Origin of the sequence: Mesobacillus harenae (assembly GCF_013343715.1) — a bacterium.
Lineage (GTDB): Bacteria > Bacillota > Bacilli > Bacillales > Cytobacillaceae > Mesobacillus_A > Mesobacillus_A harenae.
Window position 1 is genome coordinate 122,883 of the sequence record NZ_JABUNR010000009.1, and the last position, 20,074, is coordinate 142,956.

Below are 20,074 nucleotides of genomic sequence, written 5' to 3' on the forward strand. Positions count from 1 at the left end.
TTTAATCTATTTAGCCTAAGAGATAAATTGATCTTTTAGCAAAGGAGCTGAAAATTTTTCTATATGTCTAATTCTTGCTTGCCATGCATCCTTATTTTCTAAATTCTCTAGTTCTCTCCAATAAGAAAGTGTTAATTCCTTAAAGGCATCCCTGTTGAGCACCTTTAATTCTTCACATATACTTATTCCTGAAATCATACCTGTCAAAAGCAAAGCAGCGTGATTACTTATCCCTGCAGCATTTCCGGCTAAAAAAACATTCTTCTGGTCTGTTTGAAAATGCTTATTATATTGTGGGATCCAGCCTCCAAGCACTTCCTGATAACCAAAGGAACACCCTAACTGATAGAACGAGTCTAGTATTGGTGACCTGCTTCCATCTATACAGACGAGATCAACTGTTTCCGTTAGGATGCCATTCTGAAGTTGAATATCAATAGCCTCCACCTCGCCATTTCCTTTGGCTTCTTTTACATAGGAATTAAAATAAAAAGGTATGCCTTTTTTTTCTACTTGGTTCACTTTTTCTTTATCCCTAGCATTAACCACAGCACTTTTCTCAATTATCCCTTTAATATTCACGCCAACTTCCATAAGCTGGTAAGCAACATCCAACGCAAAATCACTTGAACCCACAATTAGTGCTTCCTTACCGGGCATCACAAAATCACGGTTTACTAGTGTTTGAGCTGCGCCAATTGTTATGACACCTGGAAGCGTCCATTTTGGAAAGGAAATTGCATTTTCAGCTGCACCGGTTGCAACGAGAATTTTTTTTGCTTTTACCGGAAAGACATCTTTTTCATCAGTAACACCAATACTTCCATCTGCATATAAGCCAATGACTCGGTGGCCAAGCAAATATCTTACGGAAAAGTCTTTTAACTGCTCTGTTAATTTATTTGCCAACTTAAATCCTGCCATAGGCTGATAAGCAGAAGGCAGTGCTCTGATTAACTGCGTTTGCTGGCAAAGCTGGCCGCCCAGGGAAAAGGATTCATCGATAATCGTTACCTCTAAGCCTCTCGATGCCATTTCAAATGCGGCTGTAAGCCCTGCCGGTCCTCCTCCAATAATAAGAACCTCAGTCTCCATCCCGGTCACTCCTTATTACTGGATCTTCTAAATTTGGAGAGACGATCATTCCTTCATCTATCCTTGTCATACAGGTGCGTACATGATCTTCTCCATTTACAGTCATATAGCAGCTGCAACACCTTCCACGGGAGCAGAAAAGCCCTCTTGATTGGACTAACTTTCTGCTAAGTCCAAATTTTTTTATACCATTAGCAATTAACGCTGCTGCAACCGTTTGCTGCTTATATGCTTTATATTCCTGACCGTTGAAGTAAAATTTCACAGGTGCCTGGAGCTGTTTTCCCAGAACAGGGTGGTCCTCTATATGCATCAAAAACACCTCTTATTAGTTTTTCGAAGAAAACACTTTTCCTACACCTAATACTCTTTCGATGACAAGCATAAGAGCAACCGTAAAGAGGATCATGATACTTGACACCGAAGTAATAATAGGATCGTATTGGTACTGCATGTAGGTATAGATTCTTACTGGAAGTGTGACAACGTCGGTGCTTACAATAAATAACGCCACTGTTAAGTCATCGAATGACGTAATAAATGCAAAAATCGCACCAGCTATAACCCCTGATTTGATAATAGGAAGGGTAATTTGAAAGAATACCTTCCATGACCCTGCCCCTAAATTCATGGCAGCTTGCTCTATTGAACGATCAAATCCTACTAAACTGGCAACCACTAGGCGCATTACAAAAGGCACTGTTAAAATAATATGTCCCAGTACTAAAGCAAGAGGACTAGCAGCTAAACCTATCCATGAATAGAACTGTAAAAGAGCTACTCCGAATACAACAGAAGGTATTAATAATGGTGAACCGACCAATTGGACTATTGCTGTTTTCCCTCTGAATTCACGCCTAACTACTGCAAGGGAAGCCAACGTTCCGATTGCTGTTGCAATAAATGCAGTTCCAAAAGCTACAAGAATGCTGAGAGTGAAAGATTGCATAAATTCCGGATGATCAACAAGCTCTGTATACCATCTAAGTGTCAGCCCTTTGGGCGGAAAAACGATGTATTCAGTAGTTGTTAACGAAGATAGCAATACAACAACAATAGGTGCCAACAAAAAGGTATAGACTAATAGACAAACAGAATTAAATAATAATTTGGGCAGCTTCTTTTTCATTGAATTGCCACCCCCTTTTCTGACCTAGCAAGAATTTTGCTATATGCGATGATAGTTATACTTGCAATCAGGATTAACAGGAACCCAATTGCTCCTCCATAAGGCCAGTTTAGCATTACAGCCACCTGTTCATATGTTAAATAGGACATTACTTTTACTTGTGGCCCGCCAAGTATTGCTGGTGTAACAAAAGAACTTACACTTAAGCTAAATACCATTACAGACCCAGCAAAGACTCCAGGTAACGTTAACGGCAGCATGATAGAAAAAAAGGTTCTAAAAGAGCTTGCTCCAAGATTTTGTGAAGCTCTGATAACAGAAGGATCAATCTTCTCTAGGGATCCCATAATGCTTAATACCATGTATGGAAAAAGAACATGTACCATACCAATGACTACACTTAATTCTGTATAAAGTAAAGTCAATGGCTCGTCTATCCAACCTAGGCTTAAGAGCGTGTTATTTACAACACCGTTATTTGACAGTAAGATAACCCATCCATAACAGCGGATAACCATACTTATTAGCAAAGGGGATAATACAAGCAAGGTGAAATAATTCCTCGCTCTTCCACGTGATTTTGAAATTTGAAAAGCAACCGGATAAGAAATAAAGATAGTTATTAATGTGGTTATGAGAGCGATCTTAACTGTTCTCCAAACAACTCCAAGGTAAAAAGGATCTGACATGAACTTAATGTAATTCTGAAGGGTCCACTCGTTTCCAATACCACTGCTTGGATCAAACGTCTTAAAACTTGTAATAAAAAGGAAAAACAAAGGAAGCAAGAAGAAAAAAATAAAGATAGCAAGAGTTGGAAGTAATAATAGCCAAGTATCAATCCGTTTCCTCTTTAAATTCTTTTTCTTCTGTTTAAGTAATAAATCATTTTCTGTTCCGATTCCGACTTGCATTCTTACATTCACCTCACCATTCTAGAAGGCAATAAATCCTCTGGATTCCAAAATGTGTAAACATTGTTTCCCTCTTGTATTTGATTAGGGTTCAACACAGTATTTGATATATCAGCGACAAGATGTTGATCATTAGCTCTTAGGATATACCTTGTCTTTGCCCCAAGAAACATTTTCCTTTCAACTTTTGATAGAAAGGCCTCCTTGCTTTCGTTTGATTTACCCAAGGAGATTTGAACTTTTTCAGGTCTTATAAAAAAGTGTACTTCAGAATCCTTCACTGACTGGATTGCTACTATTTGTTCATTCCCAAAAAAGTGCATTTTACATCTTTTATCACTATAGGCTTCAAGCACCTTCCCTTGAATATGATTGACCTCACCGATAAATTGGGATACAAAATCTGTCTTGGGATAGTTATATATTGCAGCTGGAGTATCTACCTGTTCTATCCGGCCCTCGTACATAACTGCAATCCGGTCTGATATCGCAAGTGCCTCCTCTTGGTCATGAGTAACAAAAATCGTTGTAATCCCAACTTTTTTCTGGATATCCACGATTTCTTCACGCATTTCTTGTCGTAGTTTTGCGTCCAGGTTACTTAAGGGTTCATCAAGGAGAAGCACCTTCGGTTTAATAACTAATGCTCTCGCCAAAGAAACACGCTGTTGCTGCCCCCCTGAAAGTTCTTTTGGATAACGTTTTTCATATCCAGATAATCTAACCATTTCCAGTGCTTCCTGCACCCGAATCTTTATTTCGCTTTTGGCGACTTTACGCAATTTAAGCCCGTATGCAACATTTTCATAAACCGTCATATGTGGAAACAATGCATAGTTCTGGAAGACCATTCCCATTTCTCTTTTATTTGGAGGAAGCAGGTGGACGGGTTTGCCGTCCACCTCGATTTTTCCGCCATCTACTTCTAAAAATCCCGCAATCATATTTAAAGTTGTTGTCTTTCCACAGCCGGATGGGCCTAAGAAAGAAACAAGCTCACCCTTATGAATTTCAAGGCTTAGTTTTTTTACGACTTCTGTTTTGTTAAATGTCTTAACCACATTTTCAAGGCTTAAATAACTCATCCTATCACCTCTTCTTTAATGGGCTACTTCAATTTCTTTATTTGCCCGTTCTGTCCACTCAGCTCTTTTTGCGTTAACAACTTCCCAATCTACTTTTATAAGCTTAGCGATCTCTTCTTCACCGTAAACGACCTTATTTACAATATCTCCTTCTAGTTCGACATTTTTATTTACCGGTCCGTCAAACAAGGAATTCGCAAATAGGTTCTGCGCTTCTTCATCTAGTACAAAATTAACAAATTCCTGTGCAAGTTCCGCATTGGGTGCATCTTTTATTACACTCACAGTTGGCATTAGTGCTGGAACACCTTCTTTAGGTATTACATACTCAATTGGAAAACCTGTATCCTGCAGCGTAAATACTCTGCTGCTGCCCCACGCGCTCGCTACAGTTTGGCCTTGAAGAAAATAGTTGGAAACGTCTGCTGTTTTATCAAACGTAACCGCATTTTGCGCGATTTCCTTTAATTTCTCAAAACCAGGTTCAATATTTTCTTCACTTCCTCCGTTGGCAATTGCTGTCATAAGTAACAAGTGTACTCCATACGTATTTGCAATTGAAGGTAATACAAGTTTTCCTTTAAATTTAGGGTCTGCTAAGTCGTTCCAAGAATTGATAGGATCCCAACCATTTTGTTCGAAAGTCTCTTTGTTATAGGCTAATCCTGTTGATATGATACCGAAGCCAACTCCGATATTATCTTTATCCTTAGCGATATCATAAACATTGTCCAAGTTCGTAACAATATTCTCATCTAATGGTGCAAGTAACCCAAAGGCTTTTGCCTGTGCTTGTGGCCCATCATCTAAAAAGGCAACATCAATTTGAGGATTGTCTTTTTGTGCTTGAAGTTTTGACAAAGTATCCACTGAACTTCCAGTAATATACTTAACCTTAACCCCGTGTTCTTTCTCAAATTTTGGTATTAGTACATCCTTCATTTTTTGTTCATAACTACCACCATAAGCCGCTAATACTAAGGTTTTTCCATTTTCTTTATCTGATCCTTCATCTGCGGAACTTCCACTCTGACTGCTGCATCCTGACGCTATTCCAAGTAATAAACAGATTAATGCAATAAGAGATAATTTTCTTTTCATTCTCTTTTCCCCCTCGTCAATTTAAGTTTCAAACCTGGCCATAAAAAGCAAGTCTAGGTGAAAGAATAGCAGTCATACCCCCCCCCTTCATTTAAGATTTATCTATTTTTATTAAATAATTAACAATATTCAGTTAATTATTTATAAAATATAATATTATAACTTTATAATATTAATAAAAATTAAGAGTCCGTTTTCGAATATTGGATTTAAAAATGGACTTCGGTATAATAAGTCTCTTTATCTTGCCGAATATAAAACTTAGAATATTCTATGATGTCTTCTTGTTTTGTATAAGTAAATCTTTCCCATTCAAAAACAGGGGTTCCTTTTGCAATTTGAAGCAATTCTGCTTGTTCATCTAAGACAATATACGGTTTAATAAATGCTTTTGCTCTCCCTAAAGAAATAAGAAATTTGTTTTTAAGAATATTATAGATAAGTTCATTATTGATATCGTTTGGTACAAGCCCTGGACATTTTTCGGCAGGCAGATATGTATATTCAAGCGCTAGAGGTTCATTATTTTCTATTTTTAGCCGTTCTAGCCTAATTATCTCAGCTTCAGGCTGGATCCTCATCTTTTCTGCAATATCTCTTCCAGCCACCGCATATGAAAAGTGAATCAATTTGTGAGGGTGCATTTCATCCGAGTCAGTTGTTAAAGAAATAACAGAATTGATATCATGCTCTTTTGCCGCCCCCGAAACAAACGTTCCCTTTCCTCTTTGGCGAAATAAATATCCTTTATTTACTAGTTCAATCACAGCTCTTTTTACTGTTATGGTGCTTACTCCAAATAGATCGGATAATTCTTGTTCGGTTGGCAGCTGGCTACCCACTTCCCAAAGGCCGGAAATAATTTTTTCTTCCAAAGTCTTTTCTACTTGTCGATAAAGAGGAATATCTAATCTTTTATCTATATACATTTGTATCTCCCTCAATGTAATGTTATAACTTTATAATTAATAATTTAACTTTATAAATCCGAATTGTCAATATGTTTAGAAAATTTATAATATTTAAAGAGACATATAAAATAACTTATCATTTCTTTTTAGTCTCTGAAAGGAGAAGTAATTTACTAGAGTTAGACAGACAGCGGTTTCCAATTCTTCTTATTTGTCACACATCATTTTCCCCTCGAACCCAACTAGCCAAATGAAAGTCTCACTAACGGTATTGTGATTGAATTATTTTATTAATATTTTAATAGAGCTTGTAATAGGCTAAGGTATATAGGTTGTCTAAGAGGTGAGGAAGATGTTTAAGTTTTTCCTGAAGAACTTTAGGGAGTTTGCTGTCCGCGGTACGGTTGTTGACATGGCTATCGGGGTAATTGTTGGTACTGCTTTTCTCAAAGTAGTGGAATCTCTCGTAACGGATATTGTCATGCCACCAGTTGGACTAGTCCTCGGAAGGGTTGATTTTTCGAATTTATATATTACTTTATCCGGGACTCACTATCGCTCCTTGATTGAAGCGAAAGAAGCAGGTGCAGTAACGGTTAACTATGGAATGTTCATCGATTCGATTATTCATTTTGCGATCGTGACGTTTGCTGCGTATTTTACCATTTTGCAAATTAACCGGATTAAAAAGGCTCCAGTAGAAGCTATTTCATCGAAAGAATGCCCTTATTGCTTTATTAGTATCCCTACGAGAGCTTTAAGATGTCCAAAATGCACCTCCGTCCTAGTTACCGAATCTAAAGAAGAAGGAACTGAGGAAGAAAAAATGAAAAAACAAAAAGAACCAGTCGAAGAAACGCCCGAAAAGCCAGCCTTGCTGGAAAATAAACATGTTTCGGGAGTAAGAATCAACTTCAAATAGGAAAGGGAATACTTAGATGGTGACAGGCACCATCCATTTGTTTCCAGAAGAAGAAGACTCATATCATGCCTATCTTTGCCCATACTGATGATGAGATCCTGATTCCTGTACCCACCAATATTGTTGGATTGTATGTGCTTTCTAATCATATGGGTAATAAGTAAACTGACAAAAGAAGCCGACCACAGGATGTGCCTCATAAAAATGGTTCGTGGTAAGGCTGCTGTACTTTGCGACGCTGTATAAACCAATGATTAACAATGCCCTCAAGCTCTGTCCTACTCTTTAGGAGCGAACCTAAGAGATAAAGGACTTCCCAAGTCAACCATTGTCTTTCCCTTTGACTTGAGGCAAGTAAATACTCTACCTGAAAGAAAATAAATAATTGTAATATTATTTTTATCAGAAACTGCCTTTTTCTTTGTAAAATAATTGTTTTGAAAACTCGCTAAGTTTTCCCATGTTCTTTTCTCATAAGTTTAAGATGCCAAGGTAAAAAGAAAATAAATACGGAAATAAATACAGGTATCGAATACCACGTTTTCCAACCCTTGTTTGTCATGTAACCCGATGCGACAGCTCCCCATTCACATATAAAAGCAGCTACAACCCATAAATACTTGTATAGAAAAGACTTATTTCCAGTCAAAAAATTGAGGTATATTAGTCCAATTGCTAGAGGTACTATTGTAACAAAAATATGGTCAATCAATGTAGTATGAGGAGTTGGCCCGATTTGAAACGCTTTAAAAACATCTCCAACTAACGTATCGCCATACCAGGTACCAAAACCAATAATCCCGGCACTAAAATACATCTCTTTAAATGACAGTTTTTTTGGCATAAAAAACAATATCAATAGGGAAATCCCTATACTTGCATATGGAAACCACATAAAGGATATACTCCCTTTCCGAATTTTTCTTCAAACTTTAAAGGATGAAAAAAATTCGACAAAAACCTATTTGGGTTATTATGTTTAAAATAACCTTGTCCGGTCCATTTATACACAGGATCTTGAGTTATCCTTCTTTTTATATAAAATCTTTAATTTCTTGATAGCTTACCTATTTCTATATGACCTTTCGATTAATCCCTATCAGTGTATTAATTAGGTAAATGCTTAATTTTCCACATTCATGTTAAGGAGGGCAAAATTATATGATAGCTGCTCAATATAAGATTATCTTACCAGGCGATTATGATATGAATATAATCAAAGAAAGAGTAAGAGAGAATGGTTATAAAACAGATGGATTTGAAGATCTAAAGTTTAAATTCTATTTAGTAACAGAAAAGGGAATAGACTACAATTTCCAAAATTCTTATTGCCCGCTATATTTGTGGAAAGATAGCAACGGTCTTAATGAGTTTTTATTTAATGGGTTTTACGACAATATAATCCACTCATTTGGATGGCAGCGAGTAAATGTAGGAATTCCACTTATTGATACAACTACATCTCAAATTATAAAGAGTAAATATCTATATCAAATGACAGGAGAAATTCAACCACAACAAAGTCTAAATAACTTGAGAGATCAACTAAAAGAAGTTATTCCAACTATTGAAAACACAGAATATATACTTATTTATAACCCAGACAAATGGGTGTACGATGTATTTTACTTTCTAAACGATTTAAGCAATCTAAACGATATGAATGGAAGCATCTATACCATATTACATGTATCACATTAAAAGAATGAATAGCCATTCACTTTGTGCTAAAATTTTACATAGGGAAGGTTATAAGGAGGTTTCATTTTATGTTATTAAAGAAGAGTTTCAAAGAGAAGACAATAAATTCAGTTCAAATGGGAAAAGGTACAGTAGCATTTCAAGGGGTAAAATTAAATGTTCATTGTTTCGTCGTGGATGGCGTTTTAATTGATACGGGGGCAAAATCATTAGAAAAGGAATTTAAATCATTTTTTAAATACCATGATATCGATCAAGTGGTCATTACGCATTATCACGAAGATCATACAGGCTGTGCAAGCTTTGTACATAAAGAGCTTCAGCTACCTATTTATATGAATGATATTATGCTTGATTATTGTAAAAAGAAGCCAGATTATCCGTTGTATCGAAAATTATTTTGGGGGAAACGCAGCCCTTTTCATGCGGAGCCAATTGGGACGACTTTTTCATCCCGCCATGCAACATGGGATGTTATTGAAACACCTGGTCATGCTATCGATCATTTGTCATTTTTAAATCGCGAAACCGGTCAACTTTTCACAGGTGATTTGTATTGCCAGGAAAGGATAAAGGTCGTTTTACGTGAAGAGAGTATTCCAACCATTATTGAATCCTTAAAGAAGGTATTAACCTATGATTTTGAGGATGTGTTTTGCTGCCATGCTGGCTAAATAGAGGACGGGCGTGCTGCTTTACTAAGAAAGCTAGATAATTTGCTAGAACTCCAAGGGAAAGTTATCAGGCTCTACGATGATGGATTGCAACCAAGTCAAATTAGTAACACCCTTTTCCCCAAAAAATATCCCATCACCTTTTTTTCATCAGGCGAATGGGACTCTTTGCACATTATAAAGTCGATTATTCAAGAACATATAAAAAAATCATTGTCGGTTTAAAACAATAAATTAATCTAAACTGCCGATTTGCTGACTAAGATGGTATTTTAACAATGGTTTAAACTATATCGACTTTTATTATTCAAACTCGGCTATCACCCTTCTTCTATTCAAGCTTACTTTAATTCGTGCATATGAAGGAATTCAGCTATGCTAACCTTCAAGAAGCTGCAGATAATATAATTCCTCCCCTTCGTATTCCACAAATAACATCCCTCTGCCTTTGTCATCTGCAGCATAAACCTTAGTTCCTTCTGGTAACTTGCTTGCGCTCAGGTCACTAAACAGCCAGCTGTTAGTTGTCTGTTTTTTTATATTACCTAAAAAGTACTTTTTAGAAAATAAATCGTTCTCCTTGCTATCCTCAAACCATTTTAAGCTTGTCACATTGCTAAAAATAAAGCCATCATACTGTATAATGTCTGCATCTTTATTTTGTTTCAAGACGTCTGTGGCAGTCATTTTATCTCCATCTGCAACACAGCCAGCTACTAGTACCAAAAGAATCCCACATAAAAGTAAAAGATTTAATTTTTTCAAAACTTCTCCACCTTAATTTGATAAGGAAATCTGTGAATTCTCTCTTTACTTTAAGAGCAATTCTTCTGGTTGAAGGATATGATGCTCTTTTGAACAGGGAAGCTAGATACGGAACTGTGTACCTTCCTTTTTATTACTGCTAACATCGAGCTTTCCGTTCATCATATCAATGATTTTTATAACTGCCATCATACCAAGGCCCGTTCCTTCTCGTCCTTTAGTAGTAAAAAAAGGTTCTCCTAACCGTCTCAGCTGTTCATCCATCATTCCCTCCCCATCATCAGTTATTTCAATTAATACTTGACCATTTATATTCTCTGTATTAATGCAAAGGGTTCCGCCATTAGGCATTGCCTCTATAGAGTTCTTGATAATATTCAGGAAACATTGCTGTAAAAGCAGGGGGTCTCCTTTTATGTAACAATGTTCTATTCTAGTTTGAATTTCGACGCTGTTCATGTTGGCCAACGGGGTTATAACAGTAATAGACCGATCTAATTCTTGTTTTAAATCTATTATTGCAGGTTCTTGTTGGACTGGCTTTGCAAATGTTAAATAACTCCCAATAATATCATTTGCTCTATCTATTTCCTGAAGAGATAAATCGATAAATTTCTTTCTCTTATCCTCTTCAAATTCCTTTTCATTTAACATTTGTAAAAAACCTTTTACAACAGTCAAAGGGTTCCTTACTTCATGGGAAATACTTGAGGCAAGATGACAAACTACCTCTAATTTTTCAGCTTTTATGATTTGCTTATTAATAGTAAGGGCTTCGTTTAACATTTCATAAAAATAAACAATGAAAAAAGTACTGAGGAAATGAATTAAGAAAAAAGCTGTTACCACCATAAAATCAGAACCGATAAGATGATCAAAAAGAATAGCTCGAATTAAAAAAACTAGCGTACTTATAAACAATGAAAAGCTACACGCTATGATAATTCTGTTTTGTTTCGTCGCCTTATCAAAAATGTCTGCAAGCGAAAGTAATACAATCAAAATAACTCCACTAGCGATAACTGAGGCATACGCCCCACTTCCTATTTCCCCCTAAATTTATACGAATGATTATAAAAATAGCAATTAGGAGCACACTAGCTTTTCTGCCAAGATACAACCCGCCAACCATTATTGCAACTGTTCGTAAATCCATAATGATCTCATCACCAAGTGCGAAAGGAAAAGACATGCAAGCTACCATTCCGGCTAATACAGAAGTAAATTTGATTATCACTTTTCGGCTGCTGGGTAAGTTCTTTAAATGGATCTCTGTTAAATGTGGAATAAATAATAAAAAAATAACCAGAAAAAGCATATTCAATAATAATGTTTCTATATAATCATGCATCCTCTCTTCCCTCCTTGTCATCATGATTCATTAAAGGATCTCTTTACCGCCTAATGTAATTCGACAAAAATCTTTAGCATTCCTGCAAGTAAATGAAAAACTAGGAAATCGCGTTAGTGTAGTACCAGTAAATAAAACATTTAAGCACAAGGAAAGCAACCGTAAATTCACATCGCACGAAATTATGCTATAGCTTAATTTGGAATTTTGAGGAGTCTCGCATCTTCCGCTCCAATCAAATTTAGTTTTCATAACTCATGTAAAAACAACAATCTTTAGCAAAGAGCTTTTGTAAAAGATAGAACAAGAGATTCCGCCATAAAAAAAGAAGCAGCCCAATTCATTAGTGAATTAGACCACTTCTTGAGATTAACTCTACTGTTATATTAATAGACTTTACTTTACGATCATCACAGGAGATTCAACTCGTTTTGCCACTTTATGACTTACACTTCCAAGTACGAGGCTCTGAACTTGATTAAGCCCGCGACTTCCAAGTACAACGCAATCGTAGTCATTTTTATTAGCAAAATCAACGATGGTTGGCCCTGGCTCACCGTGTAAAATATGAATCTGATAATCCGTATCACTGTTTTGAAAGTTCATTTCAATCTCTTTCAAACTTTCTTTTCTGCTTGCGTTAATTTCTTCCTTACTCGCATGATGAAGAACATCCTCTTTTGATGCCGCGCCACTGACAACAAAAATGATATCTATGAATCCTTTATTTCCGCTTATAAGTGTTTTTGCTTGTTCTGCTGCACGCAATGAATGCTCAGAACCGTCTGCTGCTAGAAGAACCTTTTTATACAACCCAACACCCCTAATAATCATATTTAATTCTAAAATAATTTTATAAAAGAGTCGGCGTTAATGTCCTGAAGCCTTCGATAAACCGCCAATTCGTTTTTTTAGCTGCTGACTGGCATTGTTTAAGCCTCTATATGAGACCTCTATATTGTTCTGTTCAAATTTTGTTTCTATTTTATCTAAAGCGCCAACTGCTGAATCATCCCACAAATGTGCATCTGTTAGGTCAATCACTACTTCACGAATATCTTCTTTAAAGTTAAATTTCTGCGGAAGATCACTAACTGAAGCAAAGAAAATTTGACCTTGTAGTTTATAAATCTTCTGGAGTCCATTTTTAGCCAAACTTTCTTCAACATGGATCTTCGAGATTTTCGATGCAAAGAAAATGGCACTTAATGTAACACCAGCTAATACGCCTTTTGATAAGTCATGGGTAAATACCACTGTCGCAACTGTAACAACCATAACAATTGCATCTGTTCTTGGGATCAAGTGAATGGTTTTAATCGATCCCCAATCAAATGTACCAATGGATACCATGATCATGACACCTGCTAAAGCTGCCATTGGAATTTGGACAACAATCCCGCCTAACACGATAATTAAAAACATAAGGAATGTACCGGCTACCAGAGATGATAAACGCCCAGAGCCGCCTGATTTTACGTTAATTACTGATTGACCAATCATGGCACAGCCAGCCATTCCGCCGAAGAAACCTGTTACAACATTCGCATATCCTTGTCCACGGCTCTCCTTGTTCTTGTCACTCTCTGTATCTGTCATATCATCTACAATGTTGGCTGTAAGTAGTGATTCCAACAAACCGACAATCGCTAGTGCCAAGGAATAAGGAAAAATGATCATTAACGTTTCAAAGGTTAATGGAATTGATGGGATTAAGAATACGGGCAGACTTTGGGTAAGAGAACCAAGATCTCCAACTGTGTTTACACCTATTTTCCCGAATATAACAATTGCAGTAACGACTATAATCGCAACCAGCGTCGATGGAACGGCCGTTGACACTTTTGGAAGCAAGTAAATGATCGCTAACGTTAATGCCACTAAAGCATACATCACCCACGTTGCTCCAACAAAATGCTGAAACTGTGACGTGAAAATCAGAATCGCTAACGCATTAACGAAACCTACCATTACTGACCTAGGAATAAACTTCATTACTCTAGCTAATTTAAATACACCAAATAATATTTGTAAAATCCCTGTTAACACGGTTGCTGCCAATAAATATTGCAAGCCGTGATCCGCAATTAGCGTGATCATTAATAAAGCCATCGCACCAGTTGCAGCCGAGATCATACCAGGCCGCCCCCCAACAAATGCGATTACGACTGACATACAAAAAGAGGCATATAGCCCTACCATAGGGTCCACCCCTGCAATAATAGAGAACGCAATGGCCTCAGGAATAAGAGCAAGTGCTACAACTATTCCTGCTAGGACATCCCCCCTCACATTTCCAAACCACTCTTGCTTAATTGATTGTAAATTCAATGTAGCACCTCTTTATCCTTCATTTTTTATATCGACTTTCGACTCTCACGAAAGCCAGGTCCGATATTTAACAAGACGAATCATACCATAGATCGTCTGATCACGAAAACCCAATGAAAACGCAAACAACTATACCAAATCTCCAGATTTCTATCTCATGCTTCCGTTTTCTACTTTTTATAAATACTTTAAATTTCAATATAACCATTCATAACTGAGTATATCTATTTATAATAACCGAGTATTTATGTCCTAGTTATAGTATGATAAAAGGTATGTTAAACTTTGCTTTTGGAGGGCTGAAAATGGAAAAAGAAATAATGACCGTTTCCCAGGTTGCTGAATATCTCCAGCTAAGTGAGATGAGCACATATAAATTGGTTCAGGAAGGGAAAATTCCTGCTTTTAAAATAGGACGGCACTGGCGTGTGAAAAAAGAGGATTTAAGTGAATTCATTGAAAAGTTAAAAAAAGGAGAAAGAATTTAAATTACCTCGGAATTAGACGATCAAGAAGCCTTATGAATCACCATAATGCTTTAAAATTGTCGACAAAGGCAGCGAGAAAAAGCTTCTCGCTGCCTTTGTCATTTTTTGTTGGAATGGTGGAAAAAAGACCGCTTTCCGCTCTTGGCGCTTGCTTTCCGGGGAGCGGTGAGTGCCCAGGAGTCAAGCACGCTTTGCTCCAAAAAGCAGGTTTGCTCTTAATGTTTTGACTCCACACCTGTGCTATAAGCTATTTAGAGTGCCCGTCAAGCACCTTGCCATGTACAAGTTGCTAGTTTCTTCAAATTCATTGCAGCAAAAAAGTAAGCATCGTCTGCATGGACAAATTTTTTAAGACCTCGTAAGGTTGTCCATCACATACCATCAATTTTCATATGCACTTACATTTACATGGGTCAGCAGCCAACAAACCCTTATCCATAATTCGATCAATATGGTAGAAGATGTCTTAGAACACACTGGACTCACTTACAAACTAAGTGCTCGTGTGGAAGTATTGATCAACAGCGAGCATTTCTAATTGTTCATGTTCATTAAGCTGATTTTTGGTCATCTCTAGGAAGTTATTAGTGATTAAGTCTAATAAAGTGGTTTGGAGCGGAGGGGGGCGACTCCTGCGGGAAAAACGGGAAAGTCGAGACCCTGGACTGAGCGTAGCGAGGGAAGCGGCTCGGCCCCGCCCGCGGAAAGCGTCCACCCGGAGTGGAAATCTAACCACACTGGTTATCTAGCCAATTTTAAAATAAAAAAGACCGTAGGCAACTTCAAATACTTTGAGTTTGTCTGCAGTCTGAAGCCTTATGAATCACCATAAGGCTTTTTGTTTATCATTATTAAAGCTAGTCTGAATAGTTGGTATGCACGTTTAACGCGGAACTTATCGTTTTTTATAAAAAGAGTAGAAATATAATACTTCCAATCTAAAAACACCTCTAAAAACAGCCATAGCGGTACTTCTTCTACCTCCTGATCACCGATACGCTTCTCAACAAAATTTTATTGAATTTTTTTAATGTCTGAGAAAGATAATAATCTAAAGTAATTAATAAAGGAGATGGTAATTATGAGCTACCCCAACAAAATTAAAAGTATTTTAGGCGTTGATGTCCGAGCACGCTATTATAATGACGATATTAGAAATGACGATCCCTTCCAAAACCCAATCATTCATAAACAAATAAATGGACTTGATATTGTTCCGCTTAATCCCCAGAGGTTATGGGATAAATAATACTTTAAACTTACACCAGAAAATGCTAATAATCCGCAAAAAACACCTGACGCTTTTTTGTTGGGTGTTTTTGTGTTTAGCTTTTGCCTGTCCCCCACTCCTGGTAAGCAGAGTCTTCTTAAACTTTTCTTTCATTGTCGAATTCGATCTAGTTTTCAGAACTATTGTCGAATCGGTTTATTACCTCTCAGCTTTTGGTAAATAAGAAAAGTAATTTTTACTAATTAAGTCCAGAACAGGAGTCGTTACAGATATGAAACCAAATTCTAATCATACTAGTGAATTAACTCTAAAAATTGATAAATTAAGAAAGAAAATGATTTATACAGGTAAACAGAAGGGGTTATGTCATCCAGAAACAATTAGATATAGCGAGGAACTCGATAAGTTAATTTTCAAACTTCAAAAAACAGAAAATACCTTTTGTATTCAACTCTAAGTACTTATGAATGGTCATGGAACAGGCTGGCTAGTAAATGAATTGATTAAGGCAACTATTTATTATGAATTGCTTCCCATTCATAGTCTAAAATACTCATTTCCCATAAGCTCCAATATTGGTCGCCGATTTTTCGGGATTCCCTGAGTAATCCTTCTTTTTTGAATCCTATTTTTTCATAGCAGGCAATTGCTGAATGGTTAAAATCAAATACACCAAGACTGACTCTATGTAGCTTGAGATCATTAAATGCAATTTTGAGTATTTCTGTCATCATTTGTTGACCTATTCCTTTTCCCCTGACATTTTTATCGCCGATTAGTACACGTCCGACTCTTGCCGATTTGTTTTCTCTTTCAATACTGCCTAATGAGATATGCCCGATTAATTCCCCAGTTGCTTCAAGAATTACGCTGAAAGCTAGAGTTCTAGAGTGTTCCTGATTTGCCTCTAGCAGGTATTTCTCTAATTGCTGCTCATTCAAAGGGAAACGAAAACTAGGCCCTGCCCATTGAAGCAGGAATTCTGGAGAATCAACCCAATTGATTAGTTGCTGGAAATCTGCTTGTTCAAAATTTCTTAATTCAATCATGTTTTTCTCCTTTATGTTGAAGTTCGACATTTTAAGTCCCTACCTAACTTCGATTATAAAGGCGTGACTTGAATCCCCTTTTTCCCAAATGGCATGAATATCGTATATATAAACACCTTTTTTGCGGGGGGCTGCCAACGTATTTCCGGATAGCTTTACGGGCTCTGCTTTCTCATTACTCAACCAAATATTTGCTCCCAATGTGTCTTTTTTAGGTTTGTTCTTATAATCAATTTTTAATTGTGCTTCAGGAGAAACGACAACAGGCTTAAGATCATGATGAGCAATAATCCCAGGCGGAGAAATCATATCTTCACATATTGAGTTGATAAAACCACTCCAACAGTAGGTACCCTGAGCTGAAGGTATATGTGTTGCCCCAACCGTTATAGTCGGAGAAGGTGGTTTGGACGAATTAAAAAGGCCAAATACCCCAAACGCGATAAGTCCAAAAACAAATAAGATTAAAGCCGTGCGTATAAGCTTTATCATATAATCTCCTCCTTTTTAGACTAGACGGTTTTAAACGGAATAAGTTTCAAATCTAAATTATTTGGATTTAACTCGACTAGCGATGCAACTGTAAAAAGCTGCCAAAAAAGCAGCCAAACTTCAAATCCAGCTTAATTGATAGGACTCGGTTGTTTCTCCCAGTCTGTGGGCCCTTCATTCGTCTCAACAAACTTTCTCCAAATCTCTCCGGTTTGTTTGTCAAAGATAATTATATTACTATCGTTCGGTGAGATAAATTCATACCTGTTCTGCTCGCCATCAGATCTGTTAGGTGCGGTGTCCCTTATTGCATTAGAAATCTGAAAGGCGGAAAAAAGGATCGCTAAGCTCAAAATAATCATCGCGCCTGTTAATGATAATTTGGCCGTTTTCTCTTTCACTGTAGTAACCTCCTCACAAACAATTTTTAGTTATAACTTCTACTAACTCATCAAGTGAACCGATGGATATTTCAACTTCAGGTAAATGATAAAAAGTGCTTGTGGTTTTGAAATTATACACTTCCTCGTTTGGTGAATACAGAAAGACCTTTTTGCTTTGACCGAGTGCAATTCCTAGCTCTATGTGACTGCCCTTCCCTGCTGGCAGGAGAATGATGATAAAGTCAGCTTCCATTACAGCGTTTTTTTCTTCAAGCCCTGTGGTTTCTAATTCTTCCATTGTCGATGCTCTGTCGTTTTGGGTCCAATCGTATGTATGAATAAAGCCTTTATTCACTAGCTTTCCACTTACATATCTAACTTCTTCTTTGTTTTGAAAGCTCGAAGCTATATAAAACTTCATTTTACCACTCCTGCTATTTTTGTAGACTTCAAGAGTTGGATCGCTCTAATCCAACTTTTTATAATAAAAGATCGTTGCAGCCAATTCGCCATCCGCTGACTTTGCATAGTTAGGAATTAGCCCTGCTTGTATATATCCTAATGAGGTATACAGCTTATTAGATGGGTCCCCTTCTCTTGTATCCAAAACGATTAATGTCCGATTCTTTTGTTTTGCTATTTCCTCAGCCTTTTGAATAAGTAAACGGCCGATTCCATTACGGCGGTAATTTTGATGTGTCATTAATTTTGCAATCTCAGCTCTATGGCTTCCATTCTGTTTGCCAGATAGCTGTAACTGTACTGTTCCAGTTATTTGGTTATTTATATTAGCCACTAATAAAACCACTTCAGGAGTAAGTACGGTTTGCCAATAGTCTGCTGCATCTGCTTGTGAAATGGGCGGCAAAAATCCGACTGACGCACCTTCTTCGACTACCAGCTTTAAAAGTTCCGAGAGTCCATCAAGCTTTTCCTCAATAGAAAATATCTGTTCAATTTTTACAGCATCCATCAAATGTCACCCCAAATTTAGACTCATTAAATTAACAAATATTTAGATTTCTTGACCATATTAACATATTTTTCCTCATTAAAGGAACTACCCTAACAGGCCAGCTTAAAAGAACTAACTGTTTGATCATCGCGTAACAGCAGTATGGTCAGCCCAGAGACTGTAAGTAGTGAGCAATGTCAATCCATTGTAGGGGTACGAAACGCAAGTGCCGAGCTGAAACGGTTTATTATAGCGAAAATCCAATGACAAACACAGACAGAATCCTATTTAAATTTAGTAAAAAAATCTTTACGCACCATGGGAATTTCGCTTTCTGGTTCAGATCAACAGCAGAGCAGTGAATTATTTAATGAGGTTGGTCTCCGTACCAGCCTTTTTTTATTGATGACGTTTATATGTTAGTTAATTAGAATTAGATCCTGGTTACTGGGAATAATATGCTGGCTGTACTACTTTTTAGTAGACGCTAAAATGTTTCGTTGAAAATTTTAAAGAACAGGTGATGTTAGTGTCGTTTCGCGGGGATGCCCATAAGTTCTATCTCAAACTTAAACGTATGGAAAACAAGGACGATTCATTAAAACAGACTAAGGAATTGAGCGAGATAGCAAAAATTCAATCCTTTTACAAATCCATTGAAACAAACACATTAAGGTTAATTTATTATCGAATGGTAAAGGAAAAAAACGGTTCAGGAATCGTACCAATTTTCGTTACCACGGTACCTTGGTTTTTCTTTCTATTTTCAAAACAATTGCAAGAATTTCTTTTTCAGGAAGGACGTTCACTTTGGATTTTCTTTAGTATTTTATATATACTCACCCTTTTCATTAGTGTCATAATTCATTTTCGAGAAAAAGCGTGGGCAGCAGTTCATATCGAAATTATTCAAGATATTTTCAAAACTAGAAATGAACCAACCTCCGCTGCAAGGCAAGAAAAAGGCAGACAGTATTAAAACACGACTGTCTGACTGTAAATAATGAGCTTAAACTTCTAAAGCCTTTCAAATCGCATCCTTTTGGCTTTCTGCTTAACAATGAATCTTAGTTTTAAAGTCTTAATAATTATGAAAAATTAATACTCTCAAAATGCTCAACAATTGGGAATGGATCATAAAAGTGATGTAAAAGCTTTTTCCATTCTTGATACTCTTTTGATTGCCTAAAACCAACTGTATGATCTTGTAACGTTTCCCACCTCACCAATAAAAGGTATTTTCCCTCCACTTCCATACATCGTTGAAGTTCATGCGAGATGTACCCTTTCCTTGAAGCAATAATATAGGAAGCCCCTCTAAATGCTTCCTCATAGTCCTTTTCTTTACCTTGCTTTACCTGAAGCATAACCGCCTCCAAAATCATCGGATCTCCCCCCTTCTTTTAATGTTTATTCATCCCGATCTTCTTGTTGGTACGTCTGTTTCTCATTACTCACCTCTACCTATAATACCTTCATTATTCTCCTTCTTGAAAC

24 protein-coding genes and 3 pseudogenes are annotated in these 20,074 nt (G+C 36.9%); 7 read left to right on the forward strand and 20 right to left on the reverse strand.

The annotated features are described in order from the left end of the window. Positions 1-15: 15 nt before the first annotated feature. From HRJ06_RS12510 to HRJ06_RS12540, 7 genes are all read right to left on the reverse strand, one after another. Positions 16-1,095 (reverse strand): NAD(P)/FAD-dependent oxidoreductase, encoded by a 1,080-nt coding sequence (locus HRJ06_RS12510; protein WP_174733264.1) that lies wholly within the window; start codon positions 1,093-1,095, stop codon positions 16-18. Continuing rightward, entirely contained in the window at positions 1,085-1,408 is a 324-nt protein-coding gene (locus HRJ06_RS12515) for a (2Fe-2S)-binding protein (RefSeq protein WP_174733265.1), read from the reverse strand. Before HRJ06_RS12515 ends, HRJ06_RS12510 begins: the two co-directional genes overlap by 11 nt. A gap of 15 nt (positions 1,409-1,423) precedes the next feature. Beyond that, on the reverse strand, positions 1,424-2,224 hold the full coding sequence (locus HRJ06_RS12520; RefSeq protein ID WP_174733266.1) for an ABC transporter permease: 801 nt from the start codon (positions 2,222-2,224) through the stop codon (positions 1,424-1,426). After that, positions 2,221-3,138 carry an ABC transporter permease gene (locus tag HRJ06_RS12525; protein WP_174733267.1) on the reverse strand — a complete coding sequence of 306 codons (918 nt, stop codon included), beginning with the start codon at positions 3,136-3,138 and terminating at the stop codon, positions 2,221-2,223. Before HRJ06_RS12525 ends, HRJ06_RS12520 begins: the two co-directional genes overlap by 4 nt. Before the next feature lie 8 nt (positions 3,139-3,146). Further along, positions 3,147-4,223: an ABC transporter ATP-binding protein gene (locus HRJ06_RS12530; RefSeq protein WP_174733268.1), complete on the reverse strand. Its 1,077-nt coding sequence runs from the start codon at positions 4,221-4,223 to the stop codon at positions 3,147-3,149. Between the two features lie 15 nt (positions 4,224-4,238). After that, entirely contained in the window at positions 4,239-5,324 is a 1,086-nt protein-coding gene (locus HRJ06_RS12535) for an ABC transporter substrate-binding protein (protein WP_174733269.1), read from the reverse strand. 209 nt (positions 5,325-5,533) lie between these two features. After that, complete coding sequence (locus HRJ06_RS12540; RefSeq protein WP_174733270.1) at positions 5,534-6,253, reverse strand: GntR family transcriptional regulator; 720 nt, start codon at positions 6,251-6,253, stop codon at positions 5,534-5,536. A gap of 334 nt (positions 6,254-6,587) precedes the next feature. Here HRJ06_RS12540 and mscL point away from each other — a divergent pair. After that, a pseudogene (gene mscL, locus HRJ06_RS12545) lies at positions 6,588-7,031 on the forward strand (large conductance mechanosensitive channel protein MscL); the annotation flags it as partial. Positions 7,032-7,605: 574 nt separating this feature from the next. On the opposite strand, the gene HRJ06_RS12550 reads toward mscL, so the two are convergent. After that, positions 7,606-8,052 carry a hypothetical protein gene (locus HRJ06_RS12550; RefSeq protein ID WP_174733272.1) on the reverse strand — a complete coding sequence of 149 codons (447 nt, stop codon included), beginning with the start codon at positions 8,050-8,052 and terminating at the stop codon, positions 7,606-7,608. Positions 8,053-8,318: 266 nt separating this feature from the next. Here HRJ06_RS12550 and HRJ06_RS12555 point away from each other — a divergent pair, with 266 nt between their 5' ends. Together HRJ06_RS12555 and HRJ06_RS12560 are read left to right on the forward strand one after the other, a co-directional pair. After that, positions 8,319-8,858: a DUF4865 family protein gene (locus HRJ06_RS12555; protein ID WP_174733273.1), complete on the forward strand. Its 540-nt coding sequence runs from the start codon at positions 8,319-8,321 to the stop codon at positions 8,856-8,858. A 68-nt stretch (positions 8,859-8,926) separates the two neighbouring features. After that, positions 8,927-9,757, forward strand: a pseudogene (locus HRJ06_RS12560) (MBL fold metallo-hydrolase). A gap of 153 nt (positions 9,758-9,910) precedes the next feature. Here HRJ06_RS12560 and HRJ06_RS12565 read toward each other — a convergent pair. From HRJ06_RS12565 to HRJ06_RS12585, 5 genes are all read right to left on the reverse strand, one after another. Then, positions 9,911-10,297, reverse strand: coding sequence for a hypothetical protein (locus HRJ06_RS12565; protein WP_174733274.1), 387 nt, complete (start codon positions 10,295-10,297; stop codon positions 9,911-9,913). A gap of 102 nt (positions 10,298-10,399) precedes the next feature. Next, a complete protein-coding gene (locus HRJ06_RS12570; RefSeq protein ID WP_174733275.1) occupies positions 10,400-11,299 on the reverse strand; it encodes a sensor histidine kinase in 900 nt (299 codons plus the stop codon). 10 nt (positions 11,300-11,309) lie between these two features. Next, a complete protein-coding gene (locus tag HRJ06_RS12575) occupies positions 11,310-11,648 on the reverse strand; it encodes a LytS/YhcK type 5TM receptor domain-containing protein (protein WP_174733276.1) in 339 nt (112 codons plus the stop codon). Positions 11,649-12,044: 396 nt separating this feature from the next. Continuing rightward, positions 12,045-12,461, reverse strand: coding sequence for a universal stress protein (locus HRJ06_RS12580; RefSeq protein ID WP_174733277.1), 417 nt, complete (start codon positions 12,459-12,461; stop codon positions 12,045-12,047). Positions 12,462-12,518: 57 nt separating this feature from the next. After that, positions 12,519-13,979: a SulP family inorganic anion transporter gene (locus HRJ06_RS12585; RefSeq protein WP_174733278.1), complete on the reverse strand. Its 1,461-nt coding sequence runs from the start codon at positions 13,977-13,979 to the stop codon at positions 12,519-12,521. Between the two features lie 305 nt (positions 13,980-14,284). Here HRJ06_RS12585 and HRJ06_RS12590 point away from each other — a divergent pair, with 305 nt between their 5' ends. After that, the gene (locus tag HRJ06_RS12590; RefSeq protein ID WP_174733279.1) at positions 14,285-14,467 is read left to right on the forward strand and encodes a helix-turn-helix domain-containing protein; all 183 of its coding nucleotides are present in this window, start codon (positions 14,285-14,287) and stop codon (positions 14,465-14,467) included. Positions 14,468-14,730: 263 nt separating this feature from the next. On the opposite strand, the pseudogene HRJ06_RS23745 reads toward HRJ06_RS12590, so the two are convergent. Then, a pseudogene (locus tag HRJ06_RS23745) lies at positions 14,731-14,838 on the reverse strand (transposase); the annotation flags it as partial. 710 nt (positions 14,839-15,548) lie between these two features. Here HRJ06_RS23745 and HRJ06_RS12595 point away from each other — a divergent pair. Both HRJ06_RS12595 and HRJ06_RS12600 read left to right on the forward strand, forming a co-directional pair. Further along, positions 15,549-15,716: a hypothetical protein gene (locus tag HRJ06_RS12595; protein WP_174733280.1), complete on the forward strand. Its 168-nt coding sequence runs from the start codon at positions 15,549-15,551 to the stop codon at positions 15,714-15,716. 253 nt (positions 15,717-15,969) lie between these two features. Next, positions 15,970-16,155, forward strand: coding sequence for an aspartyl-phosphate phosphatase Spo0E family protein (locus HRJ06_RS12600; protein WP_174733281.1), 186 nt, complete (start codon positions 15,970-15,972; stop codon positions 16,153-16,155). Positions 16,156-16,210: 55 nt separating this feature from the next. Here the strand turns inward: HRJ06_RS12600 and HRJ06_RS12605 are convergent, their stop codons facing one another. From HRJ06_RS12605 to HRJ06_RS12625, 5 genes are all read right to left on the reverse strand, one after another. Further along, complete coding sequence (locus HRJ06_RS12605) at positions 16,211-16,747, reverse strand: GNAT family N-acetyltransferase (RefSeq protein ID WP_174733282.1); 537 nt, start codon at positions 16,745-16,747, stop codon at positions 16,211-16,213. Positions 16,748-16,786: 39 nt separating this feature from the next. Continuing rightward, on the reverse strand, positions 16,787-17,239 hold the full coding sequence (locus HRJ06_RS12610; protein ID WP_174733283.1) for a hypothetical protein: 453 nt from the start codon (positions 17,237-17,239) through the stop codon (positions 16,787-16,789). A 131-nt stretch (positions 17,240-17,370) separates the two neighbouring features. Further along, positions 17,371-17,640 carry a hypothetical protein gene (locus HRJ06_RS12615; RefSeq protein WP_174733284.1) on the reverse strand — a complete coding sequence of 90 codons (270 nt, stop codon included), beginning with the start codon at positions 17,638-17,640 and terminating at the stop codon, positions 17,371-17,373. Between the two features lie 13 nt (positions 17,641-17,653). Then, positions 17,654-18,043: a group-specific protein gene (locus tag HRJ06_RS12620; protein WP_174733285.1), complete on the reverse strand. Its 390-nt coding sequence runs from the start codon at positions 18,041-18,043 to the stop codon at positions 17,654-17,656. A 45-nt stretch (positions 18,044-18,088) separates the two neighbouring features. Further along, on the reverse strand, positions 18,089-18,595 hold the full coding sequence (locus tag HRJ06_RS12625) for a GNAT family N-acetyltransferase (RefSeq protein WP_174733286.1): 507 nt from the start codon (positions 18,593-18,595) through the stop codon (positions 18,089-18,091). A gap of 505 nt (positions 18,596-19,100) precedes the next feature. Between HRJ06_RS12625 and HRJ06_RS12630 the strand changes: the two genes are divergently transcribed. Further along, a complete protein-coding gene (locus HRJ06_RS12630) occupies positions 19,101-19,556 on the forward strand; it encodes a hypothetical protein (protein ID WP_174733287.1) in 456 nt (151 codons plus the stop codon). Between the two features lie 109 nt (positions 19,557-19,665). On the opposite strand, the gene HRJ06_RS12635 is transcribed toward HRJ06_RS12630, so the two are convergent. Beyond that, entirely contained in the window at positions 19,666-19,962 is a 297-nt protein-coding gene (locus tag HRJ06_RS12635) for an antibiotic biosynthesis monooxygenase family protein (RefSeq protein WP_174733288.1), read from the reverse strand. Between the last annotated feature and the right edge of the window lie 112 nt (positions 19,963-20,074).